Origin of the sequence: uncultured Gulosibacter sp. (genome assembly GCF_963509965.1) — a bacterium.
Taxonomy (GTDB): Bacteria; Actinomycetota; Actinomycetes; order Actinomycetales; family Microbacteriaceae; genus Gulosibacter.
The window spans coordinates 18,053-33,060 of sequence record NZ_CAUPDE010000004.1 but is presented as its reverse complement, the minus strand read 5'-3'; the positions used below and the strand labels follow the sequence as shown (position 1 = coordinate 33,060).

The window sequence follows — 15,008 nt, the reverse complement described above, 5'->3', positions numbered from 1 at the left end:
ATAGGAAGGACCTCACATGAACCTGTCGGTTTTCGACCAGACCGAATCGGAAGTTCGTAGCTATATTCGTTCGTTCCCCACGGTGTTCACCACCGCGAAAGGATCGAAGCTCACCGACGAAGACGGACGGGAGTACATCGACTTCTTCTGTGGGGCCGGTGCGGTGAACTACGGTCACAACGACCCTGACATTCAAGAAGAGGTCATCGAGTTCCTGCGCAGCGACCAGCTGCAGCACGCCCTCGACATGGCCACCACTAGCAAGCGCCGCCTCCTCGAACTGTTTCGTGATCGCATCTTGGCGCCGCGCGGTCTCGACTACCGCGTGCAGTTCACCGGCCCGACCGGTGCCAACACCGTCGAAGCCGCGCTGAAACTGGCGCGCATGGCTACCGGCCGCACGGGTGTGGTGGCCTTCACACACGGTTACCACGGTCTTTCGCTGGGAGCGCTTGCTGCCACCGCGAACCACTGGTTTCGCCAGGCTGCCGGCACGACCCTGAACGATGTCACCTTCCACCCGTATGACGGCTACTACGGCGACAACATCGACACTGTGGCGCTGCTACGCAAACACATCGAAGACCCGTCCAGTGGTCTCGACCTGCCCGCGGCAGTCATAGTTGAGACGGTGCAGGGTGAGGGCGGTGTGAACGTGGCGAGCGCGCAGTGGCTGCGTGACCTGCGTGCGCTGTGTGACGAACACGGAATCGTGCTCATTTGCGATGAAATCCAGATCGGTATTGGCCGCTCGGGTAAGTTCTTTGGTTTCGAAGAGTCGGGCATCGTTCCCGATATGGTGACCCTGTCGAAATCGCTCTCGGGTTATGGCTTCCCGATGTCGCTGCTGCTGATCAAACCCGAGCTCGACAAGTGGCAGCCGGCAATGCACACCGGCACCTTCCGGGGTAATTCGATCGCCTTTGTGGGCGCTGCGAAAGCGATCGAGAAGTTCTGGAGTGACGACCAGCTTGAGAAGACCATTGCCGAACGTTCGGCTGAAGTGGTGAACACACTCAACGAGATTGCCGAGCAGTACCCCGGCGAGTTCTCGGTGCGTGGCCGTGGACTGCTGCAGGGGCTTGTTTGTGAGCAAGACCGTGAGCTCGCCGGCCGCATCTCACGTGCCGCGTTCGAGCGTGGCCTGGTTGTTGAGACGGCGGGCGCCCACGACGAGGTGGTCAAGATCATGCCGACGCTCAATGGCGACCTAGAAACTCTCAAGGCTGGGCTGAGCATCCTGCGTGATGCGGTTACGGCGGCACGCGCCTAGGGGGTCTAGTTCAGTGTCATCACAATTGCAGGCAAACGAGGGTAAAGCCCTCACCAACACGGCCGACGGCGTGACCTACGAGCGGCTGCCGATCAAGACCCACGTGGTCATGCCCGACGATGATCTCCACCAGGTGGTGCGCACCTACGCCGAGCCGGTGGTGCAGGATGGCGACATTCTGTTTGTCACCGAGAAAATCGTGGCGATCACCCAGGGGCGTTCGATGCTGCTCGAAGAGATCAAACCGCGTAAGCTCGCCACCAAGCTGTCGAAGTATGTGACCCGCACCCCTTATGGAATCGGTCTTGGTATGCCCGAAACCATGGAGATGGCGCTGCGGGAGTGCGGGACGCCGCGAATCCTGTTTGCGGCCGCTGTTTCGGTGGTGTCGAAGAAGCTGTTGCGCCGTTCGGGTGACTTCTATCGGGTTGCCGGTGAGAAAGCTCGCGCAATTGATGGTCCCACTGAGGGAACTATCGCGCCCTACGACCGCTCGGTGGTGCTTGGCCCTGAGAACCCGAATCGGGTCGCCACCGATCTCAAAGCGCTGCTCGGTAACCGGGTGGAAGTGCTGATCGTCGACATTAACGACATTGGCGGCAATATCCTCGGGTCGACGCTCGACCACAAGCGCAACGAGCATTGGGCTCAGGTGCTTGCCGACAACCCGCTCGGTCAGGGCACACAGTCGACACCGATGGGCATTATTCGACCGCGAACCGACAACAAGTAGCGCGGCCAAGCGGCTCGGTAACACAGCGAGTGGGGGGGGGGCGTCGCATCGAAAATCGCCCCCCCCCCACGTTTTAACGCCCCCCCCGGGCCGGTGCTAGTGCCCGATCGCGGCTCGGTACACCGGCAGCAACCCGCGGCGAAGGCCCGAAACTGAGGGCTTGGCCTGGAAAACACCGGTGTTGTAGTTGCCCTCGATGAGCACGGGCCGATCTGGGGCGATGGCCACATCCCAGCCCACATAGGGCACCTCGGGGATGCGCTGTGCGGCAGCTTTGACCGCTTCGATAGCCTCGGCAAAAAGCGGCACTTCAAAACCAACGATCGGCACACCGCTCAGCGGATGGATGCCGTGGGTGGCGTTGGCGTCATCGAATGCGGGGTAGAGCGCAGTACCCTCGGGTGAGAGCATCGTGTACATACCACCGCCCGAGAAGTTATCGACGTCACCACCGGCGCCGATGCGCAGCGCCCGACATAGGATGTGCACCCGCGTGCCATCGTTATACGAGGCGATTCGCATGGTGTTGACACTGGATGAGTTCAGCTCGGCCATGTGCGGATGCTGTTGCAAGAACTCCTCGACAAGGAACTGCCGGTTTCGCATCCGCTCGGCCCGGAATCGAGCCACATCGGCGACGTCCTTCGTGCGGATCCGTTCGATCCCCTTCCCGCCGAGCGAGTCTGGAACTTTCACCATCACATCGGTGAACCGTGCCAGGAACGCTTCGAGTTCGTTCTCGCTTGCCTCACGCACATCCAGCCACTGGCGCCCGATTACATCACCAAAGCGCACGTTGAAGCGCGATTTGTCGCTGAGGTCACGGTTGGCGTGCTTATCGGTGTTGAGCTGTAGGGCGTACCGGTTCGACATCGGGTGCGTGATATAGGTGCGCCGTTCAGCACGCGACAGGATCGCGAAATCCCAGTCTTGGAAGTCTTGGAAGGCGCAGTCAAAACGCGCTGCCGACCAGAGCATGTCGCAGAACACGTTCAGCCGTGGTTTCCGGAACTGTCGGCCGATATCACCGGCCATCTTCCATACGCGCGGCAGGTTTGCAGCCTTGGCGCGCTCAATGAAGTACGAAAAACGCAGATTTGCCACGGACGAAGCTCACTTTTCGGTCGGGGTCGATTTGGCTGGCGACAATTCTAGCGATTCGTTTGGTGAACACCGGTGCGCCTGAGGGAGTAAATTAGCCAAGCGCAATACATTCTTGCTGTACCGATCCGTTCTTTCACCGCTACCGGAGGCGCATTGGCCAACGACTACTCAGCCGCACAGCTGCAGGTGCTCGACGGGCTCGAGGCGGTGCGGAAACGGCCGGGCATGTATATCGGTTCGACCGACTCGCGCGGCCTGATGCACTGCCTTTGGGAGATTATCGACAACGCCGTCGACGAGGCGCTCGGCGGCTTTGGGCAAGAGATTCTGGTGCGGCTCAACCCCGACGGATCGGTTGAGGTGCACGATCACGGGCGCGGTATTCCCACCGATATTGAACCGCGCACCGGTATGACCGGCGTGCAGGTGGTGTACACGAAACTTCACGCCGGGGGTAAGTTTGGCAGCAGCAACTATGGTGCGGCGGGCGGCCTGCACGGTGTGGGCGCCTCGGTGGTGAATGCGCTCTCGGCGCGACTAGATGTAGAAGTTGACCGTGGCGGGGTGACCCGTGCGATGAGCTTCCGCCGCGGTGTGGCCGGCGAGTTTGCCGATGGTAATGGCGAACCGAGCCCAGAGGCCGAGTTCACCGAGCAGCCCGGGTCGGCGCCACTACGCGAGCTTGGCAGGGTGAAACGCGGCGTTACCGGAACTCGCGTGCGCTACTGGGCCGACCCGCAGGTGTTCGTGCGGGATGCCGAGTTTGATCTTGAAAAACTGCAAGAACGAGCCCGCCAGACTGCCTTCTTGGTGCCGGGGCTGGCAATCACCATCGATGATCGACGAGATCCCGAAGAACCCGAGATTGAAACCTACCACTACCAGGGCGGAATTTCAGAATTCGTCGACTATTTGGCGCCGGATGCATCCGTCACTGAAACCTGGCGTATTCAGGGGTCGGGGGAGTACATCGAAACTGTGCCGGTACTCGATGAGGCTTCCGGGCATATGGTTTCGCGTGAGGTTGAGCGCGAGATGCAGGTGGATGTGGCGCTGCGCTGGGGGATCGGCTATGAAACCACGCTGCGCAGCTTTGTGAACATCATCGCAACCCCCAAGGGCGGTACTCACCTGGCTGGTTTTGAGCAGGCTCTGGTGAAAGTGGTGCGTGATGAGATCACGAAGAATGCGCGTCGCCTGAAGGTTGGTAACGACAAGCTTGAAAAAGATGATGTGCTCGCCGGGTTGACTGCCGTGGTGACCGTGCGCATCCCCGAACCGCAATTCGAGGGCCAAACTAAGGAGGTGCTCGGCACCCCGCAGGCTCGGCAGATCGTGTCGAAAGCGGTTACCGCCGGAATGAAAGAACGGTTCGGCTCAACCAAACGGCAAGACAAGACCGAAACCTCGATGCTGCTCGAGAAGGTCGTCACCGAGATGAAGAGCCGAATCTCGGCGCGCGCTCACAAAGAGACGCAGCGCCGCAAGAACGCGCTCGAAAACTCGTCACTCCCGGCGAAACTCGTTGATTGCCGCTCAAACGATGTGGAACGCAGCGAGCTGTTCATCGTCGAGGGTGACTCGGCACTCGGCACCGCAAAACCCGCGCGCGACAGCGAAGTGCAGGCGCTTTTCCCGATCCGCGGCAAGATTCTCAACGTGCAAAAAGCATCGCTGGCAGACATGCTGAAAAACGCCGAGTGCGCCAACATTATTCAGGTGATTGGTGCGGGTTCGGGGCGCACTTTCGATCTCGATCAGGCCCGGTATGGCAAGGTCATCATCATGTCGGATGCTGACGTCGACGGCGCTCATATTCGCACGCTGCTGCTCACCCTCTTCTTTCGCTATATGCGGCCGATGCTCGAAGCGGGGCGGGTTTATGCGGCAGTACCTCCGCTGCACCGGGTCGTGGTGGTGCATCCCGGCAAAAAACCGAACGAGACCATCTACACCTATAGCGAACAGGAGTTGCAGCAGCTGCTCGCGAAACTCGAGCGGAGCGGCCGTCGCTACCAAGAACCAATTCAGCGCTACAAGGGTCTCGGTGAGATGGATGAAGACCAGCTGTGGGACACCACAATGAACCCCGAACATCGCTTGCTGCGACGGATGACCATGAAAGACGCTGCCGCGGCCGAGACGGTGTTTGAACTGCTGATGGGTAACGAGGTTGCCCCGCGCAAGGACTTCATCATTGCCGGTGCCGACGATGTGGTGCCAGAGCTCATCGACACCTAGGCCAACGCTTCGGCATGGGCTTGCGGTTTGAACGCCACTTGGCTAACGTCATCGGGTGCTAATTCGAGAAGCGAATGCAGCGGATATTCCCGAAATTGTGGCGATTCTCAACGCTGATACCCTGACGAACCCCTCAAGCTGGCGAATCGAACCCGAAACTGAAGCTGATCGTGAAAGTTGGCTTGCGTCGCGTCATGCCAGTGGCCACCCGGTGCTAGTGGCCGAAGAAGCTGGCCGCGTGCTCGGGTTTGCTTCCTGCGGCCCATTCCGGCCGTTTGATGCCTGGGCAGGTGTGGTCGAACACTCGATCTACCTGCACCGAGACGCACAGGGTCTGGGCCTTGGTAAGCGGCTGCTTCCCGAACTCATGCGCGCGATTGCGGCTGCGGGCTTCACTCATGTGGCGGCGGTGATCGACAGCGCGAACGAGCCGAGCCTGCGGTTGCACCGTAAGTTTGGGTTTGAAGATATCGGTCGTATGAACGGGGTGGGGAAGAAACCGTCGGGTATCCTCGACGCCGACTTCTTGCTATACGACCTCAAAAAGCTCGACCAAGACCAGCCTCAGTAGCGGCGACGGCTTGCGCAACGGCCGCGGGGCGGCGCCGCAATTGCGACACCGCCCCGCTTGCTTCGTGCACCGAAACTCAGAGCACGCGGCGCAGGAAAGCGCGGGTGCGCTCACGCTGAGGGTTGCTGAGCACCTCCTTGGGGTCGCCCTCTTCGACAACCACGCCCGAGGCCATGAACACCAGGTGGTCGCCCACATCGCGGGCAAACGCCATCTCGTGGGTCACCACGACCATGGTCATACCGTCCTCGGCGAGCTGCTTCATCACTTGCAGCACCTCGTCTACCAGCTCGGGGTCGAGCGCCGAAGTGGGCTCGTCAAAGAGCATCAGCTTGGGCTTCATCGCCAGCGCACGTGCGATCGCCACACGCTGCTGCTGGCCACCCGACAGGTGGGCGGGATACGACTTGGCCTTGTGTTCGAGCCCCACCTGACGCAACAGTGCGTGGGCCTCGTCGATGGCTTGCTTGCGCGGCACCTTCTTCACCCGCGTCGGCGCCTCGATGATGTTTTCAAGCACCGTCATATGCGGGAAGAGATTGAACCGCTGGAACACCATGCCGATATCGGCACGCTGCTGAGCAACTTCCTGGGGTGCGAGCTCGTAGAGCTTGTCGCCACGCTGGCGGTAACCCATCAGCTCATCTTCCACCCACATCCGGCCACCGTCGATTGTCTCGAGGTGGTTGATGCAGCGCAGGAAGGTCGACTTACCCGAGCCCGAGGGCCCAACCAGGCACAGCACCTGACCACGGTCGACGGTCAGTGAGATGTCTTTCAGCACCGTGTTCGAACCAAACCGTTTCACGATGTGTTCGGCACGCACCATTGGCGTGGCTGCGGTAGCGTTCGTGCTCATGCGCCGTCTCCCTTCGGTGCGGTCGTGTTGGTGTTGGTCGGGTCTTCAAGGGTGCCGACAGCGCCGGTGGCGAGCTGCTCGGCCGTGCGGTTATCGGGGCGCTGCTTCTCGGGCGCAATACCTCGGGCGAAGTAGGCTTCGAGGTAGTGCTGGCCAACCATCAGGATGCTCGTCACTGCGAGGTACCAGATGCTCGCCACAATCAGCAGCGGCACCGGCTCGTACAGCTGGGCAGCAATCTCGCGCGAGCGCGCATAGAGGTCGAGCGTGTAGCCAAGCGCGGTGACGAGCGAAGTGGTTTTGAGCATCGAAATCAACTCATTACCAGTGGGCGGGATGATGACTCGCATCGACTGCGGAATCACGATGCGCAGCATCGTGTGCCGCCAGGTCATACCGAGCGCTTTCGCTGCTTCTTCTTGACCGCGGTCGACCGAGAGGATCCCCGAGCGGATAATCTCTGCCATATAGGCGGCCTCGTTAAACGCGAGCCCCAGCACGGCGAGCCAGAACAGGCTGAACCCCTCAAAGGGCGAGACAGTAAAGAACTCGATATCGGTGAACGGCACGCCGACGGTCACGGTCTTGTAGATCGTGCCGAGCAGCCCCCAGAACACCAGCTGGACATACACCGGGGTGCCGCGGAACAACCACAGGAACAGCCATGAAAGTGATTTCAGCACGGGGTTTTCACTCAGTCGCATAACGGCCAAGATCAGCCCCATAATCACGGCCAGCAGCATCGACAGCACGGTGAGTGCGAGCGTGATGCCGGCGGCTTGCCAGATGCGCTCATCGAATAGGTATTTTCCGACGGTCGGCCAGCGGTACTGTTCGCGGGTGGCGGCGTCGTAGACGAACAACGCCAGTGCGAGTAGGAGAACCACGGCGAGAATAACTCGCCAGGGGTGGCGCAACGGCACCGCGGTGATGGGCTCACCCGCAATCGCCGCGGTATCGTTGGCAGTGGTTTTATTCAGTGACACTGTTTACCTTTGCTTCGGTGAAGGCACCGTCTTCAACGCCCCACTTTTCGAGAATCTTCGTGTAGGTGCCGTCATCCATGAGCTCTTGCATCGCTACTCGAACTGCTTCGGTGAGTTCGGAGTCTTTGGCGAGCACCAGACCGTAGGGGGCAGCATCGAACACCTCACCCTCGAGGGTGACGGCGTCACCGGCAACCTTGACACTGTTCTGCGAGATGGGCGAGTCGGCAAGCATGTAGGGGGTGTTGCCGAGCACCACATCGTTGGTGGCCTCATCCTGGCGGTCTTTCTTCAGGATCTGGATGGGCTCCTTACCAGCCTTGGCGCACTCTTCGCTCGCGGCCTTGAGGTAGTCATCCGAGGTGGTCGTGGCCTGCGCGCCGATGGTGAGACCGCACAGCGACTCGGGTAGCGGGTCTTCATCAGCCCCGCGCACGAACTGCAGACCGGCGCTGTAGAAATCAACAAAGTCAACCGACTTCTGGCGTTCAAGCGTGTCGCTGAAGCTCGACGAGCCCATGTTAAGGGTGCCACCGTTAACCTGGGGAATGATCTGGTCGAAACCGAGCTTCGACCACTCAACCTTCAGATCGAGCTTGGCGGCCACTGCTTCAACGAGCTCAACCTCCCAGCCGGTGGGCTGGCCATTTTCATCGGCATACTGGTTGGGGGCATAGGTGGCGTCGGTGCCGACCTTGAGCACACCGCTGCTGCGCACATCTTCGGGCACCAGCGCCGCGGCAGCTTCAGATTTCGTGACCTCGATCTTGCCCTCTGGTGATGCGGCGGTGCCGCTACCACCCTCTGCGGCTTCGTTATTCACACAGCCGGTGAGCAGCAGGGATGCGCTGGCCGCTGCAGCCACGAGTGACATGAGACGGCGGGGGGTACGCGGTTTTTGGGTAGGTTGCACCATTGCAACTCCTTTGTCGTGTTCACAGGAACTCAAATGGTCTGTGTGCCGAGACGACACCCAGCCACAGCGAAGTGCGACCGCGTCGGTGCAGTCGTACAACGCTTGACTGACATATTGCCACGTTTTCGACGGTTCTGTATGCCATTCACAAAGAGCGTTAGCGAAGAACCGACACACTCGCTCGCGGAGCGACGAAAATATTGCCAGAGCCGCCTCGTGCCTGACACTGTGCCAGCGTCGGTGAGGCGTGCCGCATCAAACTGAACAATTGGCGGCTTGAACCTTTTGCCTAGACAGATAAATCGCCCATCGCGCCACCGAGCCATTTCACCGCGCCATCGAGTGGCACTCCCGAACCATCGCGCCGGGCAAGCTCTTCGGGCAGTTTTCGAATTGCACCATCTCGAGCATTGGCCCGCGGTAACGTGCCACCAGCCCAGGCGGTCGCCAGCTCAGTTTCACCGGTAAGGAAGCGCTGGGCGCGCACACCGCCGGTAGCTCGGCCCTTTGACGGAAAATCATCCAGCATGCTGATCTTGGCGGTGCCGTAGGCATCGGCACTGAAGAGCCCATCGTCATTAGCAATCGGCGCGGCTACGGTGACCACGCGCGCCCGGCCAGCCTCCTCGGCATCGATCACGGCGAAAGCGATCACCCGCGCGTTTTGAGCAAGTTTGATGCCTGCCATACCTGCGGCAGTGGTCCCCTGGGGACGCACCAGCGATGCCGAGTAGCGCAGTAACTGCGCGTTCGAAGTGATAAACACCAGCTGCGACTCATCGTCGGCACGTGCCGCACCCACGACCTCGTCTCCAGGTTTGAGGGTGATCACCGGCAGATCGGTGTGCTTTCCCCACTCGGCCGGGTTAACCCGCTTGACGACGCCGTTTTTGGTGCCCAGTGCGAGGGGAGTGTCACTACCGAGGGCAACCAGCCCCACCACGCGCTCACCCCGATCACTAATGCCGAAATAATCGCGCGCGTTGACCCCCGCCGACATGATGGTGGATGCGGCCGGCGCGATCGGCAGCGATGATGCCACCATCTTGTAGACGCGACCGGCACTGGTCACCGCGGCGATCTCATCGAGTGATGAACACGACACCTGCGCCAGAATCGCGTCATGTTTCGAGCGCCGTTTGGGAGTGGGGAAGTGGTTGTGCTCGCCGAGGTCGACGCGCAAAACTTTGCCCGAAGCCGACAACAGCACGCGAGTGGGTTCGTTCTTCACCTGCAGTGCCTCGGCACTCACGGCCTTCTTCGAGCGGGGCGCCGTGGCAACCGCATCCTCGCTGAGCAGCACCGTGCGTCGCGGTGTTGTGAACTGATCGGCAACCGCCTCGAGCTCACTCGACACCTGCGCGTGCAGCAGCTGCTTGTCACCGAGCAGTGCTTCGAGTTCGGCGATCTCGCGAGCGAGCTGGTCGCGCTCGGCTTCGAGCTCAATGCGCGAGAACTTCGTGAGCCGACGCAACCGCAACTCAAGAATGTACTCGGCCTGGGCATCCGAAAGATCGAACACCAGTTTGAGTCGTTCACCCGCTTGCGGTGCGTCGTCGGACGAACGGATGATCTGGATCACCTCGTCGATATCGACAATAGCGATCAGCAGCCCCTCCACCAGGTGGAGACGCTCACGTCTACGGTCGAGGCGGAACTGGCTGCGGCGACGCACCACATCAATGCGGTGGTCGAGATACACCTGCAGCAGCTCAATCAGCCCGAGCGTGCGCGGCCCACCATTCACGAGCGCGACATTGTTGATGTGGAACGAATCTTCCAGCGGAGTGTGACGGTACAGCTGCTCGAGCACCGCTTCGGGTGCAAACCCGGTCTTCACTTCGATTACCAGGCGCAGGCCATGGTCGCGTCCGGTGAGATCATCGACGTTCGAAATACCGGCGAGTTTCTTCGACTGCACACCCTGTTTGATCTTTTCAATGACCTTTTCGGGTCCGACACCGTAGGGAAGCTCGGTGACGACAATGCCGCGTCGGCGCGCCGTAATTTGTTCCACAGTGGCCGCGGCACGCATCTTGAATGATCCGCGACCGGTCTTGTACGCATCCCGGATGCCCTCGAGCCCGACAATCTGGGCGCCGCCAGGAAGGTCGGGCCCGGGCAGGAACCCCATCAACTCATCCAGCGAGGCATCAGGAAACTCGAGCAGGTGACAAGCGGCCGCCACCACTTCACCGAGATTGTGCGGTGCCATATTGGTTGCCATGCCCACCGCAATGCCACTGGCGCCATTGACGAGCAGGCTCGGCCACGCCGACGGCAGCACCGAGGGCTGCTGCAGCGAGTTGTCATAGTTCGGCACAAAGTCGACGACATCTTCGTCGAGCGACTCGGTGAGTGCGAGCGCCGCGGCCGTGAGCCGCGCCTCGGTGTAGCGGGCTGCTGCCGGGCCGTCATCGAGCGAACCGAAGTTACCGTGACCATCCACCAGCGGCACCCGCTGTACAAACGGCTGCGCCAGGCGCACAAGCGCGTCATAGATGGCGCTGTCACCGTGCGGGTGGAGCTTACCCATCACATCGCCGACAACACGGGCCGACTTGACGTGACCGCGGTCGGGGCGCAAGCCCATCTCGGCCATCTGGTACAGGATGCGCCGCTGCACAGGCTTGAGACCGTCGCGCGCATCCGGCAACGCCCGCGAATAAATCACCGAGTAGGAGTACTCGAGAAACGAGCTGCGCATCTCGGCCGAGACATCAACATCGTCAATCCGGCTCTCGAATTTGGCAATGCTCTTACTCATCTACTGCGAATCCTCGATAACTGAAACGGGGCTGATGGGGCTGTGGGAAACTAGCCCAAGTGAACTCCATCGTATTAACCAGCGCCGAATCTCGGCCCGCACTCGCCGCTGTCATGCCGAATTGCCTCGCGGCGATACGCGGCGAGCCCGGTTCGTTGGGGCTTCCGGCTGTGCGCGGCGCGATCGTGATGCTCGTTGACGGGTTGGGGGTGGCGCCGCTGACCGCCAGAGCCGGTCACGCGCGACGACTGCTCGCTGGCTGGGACGCAGCCTCGACAGCGTTCTCATTCCCCTCCACAACCGCTGCCGGAATAACCCAGCTCACCACCGCCAGCACCGCCGGAGAAAACGGCATGGTCGGTTATGAAGTGTGGGACCGCGCCGGTGGTGTGCTGCGCAATCAGCTTCACGGCTGGGGGCCGGGGATGGAACCCACCAAATGGCAGCTGCGCCCCACGGTGTTTGAGCAATTGCGCGGTAGCAGGGTACAGCCGACAGTGATCTCGGTGGCCGAATACGCCGATTCGGGGCTCACGAAGGCATCGCTGCGGGGTGCTCGGTTTCTTGCCGGGGCATCGATAGGTGAGCGCTGCGAGCTTGCCGCAAGCGTATGTCGTGAGAGAGGGAACCAGCTCGTGTATCTCTACCACGCCGAACTCGATGAAGCGGGGCACCGCCACGGCTGCGACAGCGAAGCTTGGCTCGAGCAGCTCGAAGAACTCGATTCGGCCTTCGCGCAGATGCTGCAGCAACTGCCAGACGATATCGGTGTGCTGGTTACCGCCGACCACGGCATGGTTGATATCCCCCGCGAAAACTACCGCGAACTTGCTGCCGATCGGCTTGACGGGGTGGCGGCTATAGCGGGCGAGCCGCGACTGCGTCACCTGTATCTCGCTGATTCGTCAGAGCGTGCTGCCCGCGAGCTTTCTCATCGGATCGGTGAGGTCACTGCCGAGGATGCGGTGGTGTGCACTCGTGCCGAGGCGATCGCCGCGGGCTGGTTCGGCCCCGCGATCGACCCGCGTGCCGAAGCACGCATTGGTGATGTGCTCGTGGCAGCCACTGCCGAACTGACGTATCACGCGCCCGGTACACCCGAATCGACACGGCGGATGATCGGCCAGCACGGGTCGATCACCGACGCCGAAACTCTGGTGCCACTGCTGCGGCACGGCGCCTTTCACTAGGCGTGTGACAGTGGCGTGGGCTCCCGGTGGCTGATCGAACCGATCAGTCGTCGCTGCGGGTGCCGAACACGATTTCGTCCCAGGATGGCATTTGCGCTCGGCCAGACTTTCCGCGTCGGCCCAGTGGCCCGGTTTCACCCGGCCTGTTCGTCTGCGAGCGTCGGCGTGACTCGGCGAGTTCGCCCTCGGTCATCTCGCGCACAGCCGTCGACAAATCGGCGTGCGAGTTTGAACTGTCTCTGGCTGACGCTCCGTGTGCGCGGTCGGTCTTGCCGGAGCGCTTGTCGCGGTGTTCGGTAGCTTCGGTGGCGTCTACCGCAGCGTGACTGCCGGCGTCACCACCCGCATCCAGATCGCCGTCTTCATCCAGACCAGCAAGTGGAATATCCACCACGCGTGGGGTGTTCGTTGATCCGGGACGGAAGGGCGTCACCGTGGCGCTGTGTTCGTCGCGGGTTGCCGTCGCTTCTGAGAGTCGGTTACCGAAACTGTCGTCGAACTCGTCCTCAACGTATTCAGCCTCTTCGTCATACGGGTCGCTCGCACGTTCGCCACGGCGGCGACGCAGCGCATTGAGCAGATCGGCGGTGTCGAACTGGGTGTTGTGGTGCTGGGTCGTGGTGTCGGGTTTGGCGGTGTCGGGCGACTGGTCATCGGGCGTGATCGGAATCACCGAATTACCGTGATCGACCACCCGCAAATGCGGTGCCCCGGCATGATCAACACCATCCTGCTGGGAAAGATTAGTGGCGGCAGGCGTGAGCGGGTCGAGTGACTGGCTCTTGGGATCAAATGCCCACAGCGCGTTGCGTTCAACATCGTCGGTGGTGAAGTCAATTCCGATGCGCCAGCCCTCATCGGGGTCTTTCCATGCATCCCAGCGCACGCGTTCGGCACCGAGCTGCTCGAGTCGCTCATCAATGGTGCTACCGAAGGTTGCGCCTTCGCCGCTGAGCGGATCGATTGCCTGTTGGAGCCGCACTGGCACCGCGCGAGCCTGTTCGACGAGGTAGCCGCGCTCGGCAAGAATCGGCCCCTCGAAGCGTTCGACGATTTCCTCGTCGGCGCCGGTTTGGTCGACCACTTCAGCAACGGTGCGGCCGGCGCGGATGAGCTGCTGGATGAGCCGCGGTGGCACTGTTTTTGCGGTGGCCTGCCGATGTTCAGGCTGCGGACGAAGCGCATTTCGTAGCGCCTCATCGATGACGAGCCGGAAGCGCTCACCATCAGCGTTTGTTGCAATTACGGCGCCCTGCTCGACGCCCACAAAACGGAGCTCTTGCACTGTGCCTCCTGGTTCTCAAGCCGCAGCCATTCGGATGCCACTGCAGTGATGTTCTCGCCTCGCGCGCACGGTATGGCGACATGACTGCAGCGCGCCGAAAAATCGCGTTGGAATCAGGTTGAAGTAGTACTTGAGAGTTTCTCGTTCGGCGCGCCGTGTGTCGGCACTTGCGCAATCATTTAGGTTCGTGCAAAATAGCGCGCCGACGGGGGAATGATTTCCCGGGTAACCGAACTTTGGATGGTAATGGCAACCGACTACGACGCGCCCCGCAAAGGCGAAGAAGATAACGACTCGATCGAGGCGCTCAAGGAGCGAGTGCCGCAGTCGAGCTCTCCCAACGTTGACATCGATCAGGGCGATGGCGTGCACGGCTTCGACCTCTCTGACGCCGACCTGTCAGATGTTGAGCTAGAGACAGTGGTGATCCCGCCGCAGGTCGACGAGTTCACCTGCATGGAGTGTTTTCTGATCAAGCACCGCTCACAACTGTCAGCACAATCGACCGAGGGGAACCCGATCTGTAACGACTGCGCTTTCTAAATGCGCTGCGCAACCGGCAAACATCCGCTCGCGAGCGGATGTGGGTGGTAGTGGCTACCCCTGCTGCATGGCTTTGGCCGCGCGTTCGAGTTCGCGCTGCAACTCTGCGGGGCGGCGGGTCGAGAACAGCCAGTAGGGCACCGGGTCGCGCGGGTCGGTAATCTCGACCCGTGCCGAAAGCGGCGTCCAGCCGCGCAGGCAAATCCAGGCGCGTGCATCCAGTTCGGGGCCGGCTGCCAGGCGGGCGAGCCCGGGGTCGAGATAAGCGGTGACCTCTCCGACATAGCGAAGTGGAACTCGCGCCGAGCCGACGCGCAGCGTGGTCGAGTCGATCTCGATGATTGGCGACGAGAGCCACAGCATGAGGCAGATCCCCAGATAGCAGGCGATTGCCAGGATAATTCCGACGGTGACGTTAATCGGCCAGAACACGACAAGGATTGCCGGTATCACCAATGCACTCACTAGAAAGGTGAAAGCTGTTGGGGTTACTCGTTCTCGAAATCGCACACTTCTATTGTCTGTGGCTGCATCCGTGCG

Annotated in this window: 13 protein-coding genes; 6 read left to right on the top strand and 7 right to left on the bottom strand. The window is 61.2% G+C overall.

Annotated features, from left to right (window positions below; all coding sequences use genetic code 11):
- Positions 1-16 precede the first annotated feature (16 nt).
- Positions 17-1,273: a diaminobutyrate--2-oxoglutarate transaminase gene (gene ectB / locus RQ865_RS04355; RefSeq protein ID WP_311477857.1), complete on the top strand. Its 1,257-nt coding sequence runs from the start codon at positions 17-19 to the stop codon at positions 1,271-1,273.
- A 13-nt stretch (positions 1,274-1,286) separates the two neighbouring features.
- Positions 1,287-2,006: a coenzyme F420-0:L-glutamate ligase gene (locus RQ865_RS04350; protein ID WP_311477855.1), complete on the top strand. Its 720-nt coding sequence runs from the start codon at positions 1,287-1,289 to the stop codon at positions 2,004-2,006.
- A gap of 96 nt (positions 2,007-2,102) precedes the next feature.
- Here the strand turns inward: RQ865_RS04350 and RQ865_RS04345 are convergent, their stop codons facing one another.
- Entirely contained in the window at positions 2,103-3,110 is a 1,008-nt protein-coding gene (locus RQ865_RS04345; RefSeq protein WP_311477854.1) for a sugar-transfer associated ATP-grasp domain-containing protein, read from the bottom strand.
- Positions 3,111-3,263: 153 nt separating this feature from the next.
- Here RQ865_RS04345 and RQ865_RS04340 point away from each other — a divergent pair, with 153 nt between their 5' ends.
- Both RQ865_RS04340 and RQ865_RS04335 read left to right on the top strand, forming a co-directional pair.
- On the top strand, positions 3,264-5,351 hold the full coding sequence (locus RQ865_RS04340) for a DNA topoisomerase IV subunit B (protein WP_311477852.1): 2,088 nt from the start codon (positions 3,264-3,266) through the stop codon (positions 5,349-5,351).
- A 55-nt stretch (positions 5,352-5,406) separates the two neighbouring features.
- Positions 5,407-5,922, top strand: coding sequence for an N-acetyltransferase family protein (locus RQ865_RS04335; protein ID WP_311477850.1), 516 nt, complete (start codon positions 5,407-5,409; stop codon positions 5,920-5,922).
- A gap of 76 nt (positions 5,923-5,998) precedes the next feature.
- Here RQ865_RS04335 and RQ865_RS04330 read toward each other — a convergent pair whose 3' ends face one another.
- From RQ865_RS04330 to RQ865_RS04315, 4 genes are all read right to left on the bottom strand, one after another.
- A complete protein-coding gene (locus RQ865_RS04330) occupies positions 5,999-6,781 on the bottom strand; it encodes an amino acid ABC transporter ATP-binding protein (protein ID WP_311477848.1) in 783 nt (260 codons plus the stop codon).
- The gene (locus RQ865_RS04325; protein WP_311477846.1) at positions 6,778-7,767 is read right to left on the bottom strand and encodes an amino acid ABC transporter permease; all 990 of its coding nucleotides are present in this window, start codon (positions 7,765-7,767) and stop codon (positions 6,778-6,780) included. The genes RQ865_RS04330 and RQ865_RS04325 overlap by 4 nt, the downstream gene beginning before the upstream one ends.
- Positions 7,754-8,683 carry an ABC transporter substrate-binding protein gene (locus RQ865_RS04320; RefSeq protein ID WP_311477844.1) on the bottom strand — a complete coding sequence of 310 codons (930 nt, stop codon included), beginning with the start codon at positions 8,681-8,683 and terminating at the stop codon, positions 7,754-7,756. Before RQ865_RS04320 ends, RQ865_RS04325 begins: the two co-directional genes overlap by 14 nt.
- A 289-nt stretch (positions 8,684-8,972) precedes the next feature.
- On the bottom strand, positions 8,973-11,450 hold the full coding sequence (locus tag RQ865_RS04315) for a DNA topoisomerase IV subunit A (RefSeq protein WP_311477842.1): 2,478 nt from the start codon (positions 11,448-11,450) through the stop codon (positions 8,973-8,975).
- 59 nt (positions 11,451-11,509) lie between these two features.
- Here RQ865_RS04315 and RQ865_RS04310 point away from each other — a divergent pair, with 59 nt between their 5' ends.
- Positions 11,510-12,640, top strand: coding sequence for an alkaline phosphatase family protein (locus tag RQ865_RS04310; protein WP_311477840.1), 1,131 nt, complete (start codon positions 11,510-11,512; stop codon positions 12,638-12,640).
- A gap of 43 nt (positions 12,641-12,683) precedes the next feature.
- Here RQ865_RS04310 and sepH read toward each other — a convergent pair whose 3' ends face one another.
- A complete protein-coding gene (gene sepH / locus RQ865_RS04305) occupies positions 12,684-13,925 on the bottom strand; it encodes a septation protein SepH (protein ID WP_311477839.1) in 1,242 nt (413 codons plus the stop codon).
- Between the two features lie 246 nt (positions 13,926-14,171).
- Between sepH and RQ865_RS04300 the strand changes: the two genes are divergently transcribed.
- Complete coding sequence (locus tag RQ865_RS04300; RefSeq protein WP_311477837.1) at positions 14,172-14,468, top strand: DUF4193 domain-containing protein; 297 nt, start codon at positions 14,172-14,174, stop codon at positions 14,466-14,468.
- Between the two features lie 54 nt (positions 14,469-14,522).
- Here the strand turns inward: RQ865_RS04300 and RQ865_RS04295 are convergent, their stop codons facing one another.
- The gene (locus tag RQ865_RS04295; RefSeq protein WP_311477835.1) at positions 14,523-14,978 is read right to left on the bottom strand and encodes a DUF3093 domain-containing protein; all 456 of its coding nucleotides are present in this window, start codon (positions 14,976-14,978) and stop codon (positions 14,523-14,525) included.
- Positions 14,979-15,008 lie beyond the last annotated feature (30 nt).

Bases quoted from the DNA above. Each gene is read 5' to 3' on its own strand.
- ectB (WP_311477857.1), top strand. From the start codon at position 17: ATGAACCTGTCGGTTTTCGACCAGACCGAATCGGAAGTTCGTAGCTAT.
- RQ865_RS04330 (WP_311477848.1), bottom strand. From the start codon at position 6,781: ATGAGCACGAACGCTACCGCAGCCACGCCAATGGTGCGTGCCGAACAC.
- RQ865_RS04320 (WP_311477844.1), bottom strand. From the start codon at position 8,683: ATGGTGCAACCTACCCAAAAACCGCGTACCCCCCGCCGTCTCATGTCA.
- RQ865_RS04315 (WP_311477842.1), bottom strand. From the start codon at position 11,450: ATGAGTAAGAGCATTGCCAAATTCGAGAGCCGGATTGACGATGTTGAT.
- RQ865_RS04300 (WP_311477837.1), top strand. From the start codon at position 14,172: ATGGCAACCGACTACGACGCGCCCCGCAAAGGCGAAGAAGATAACGAC.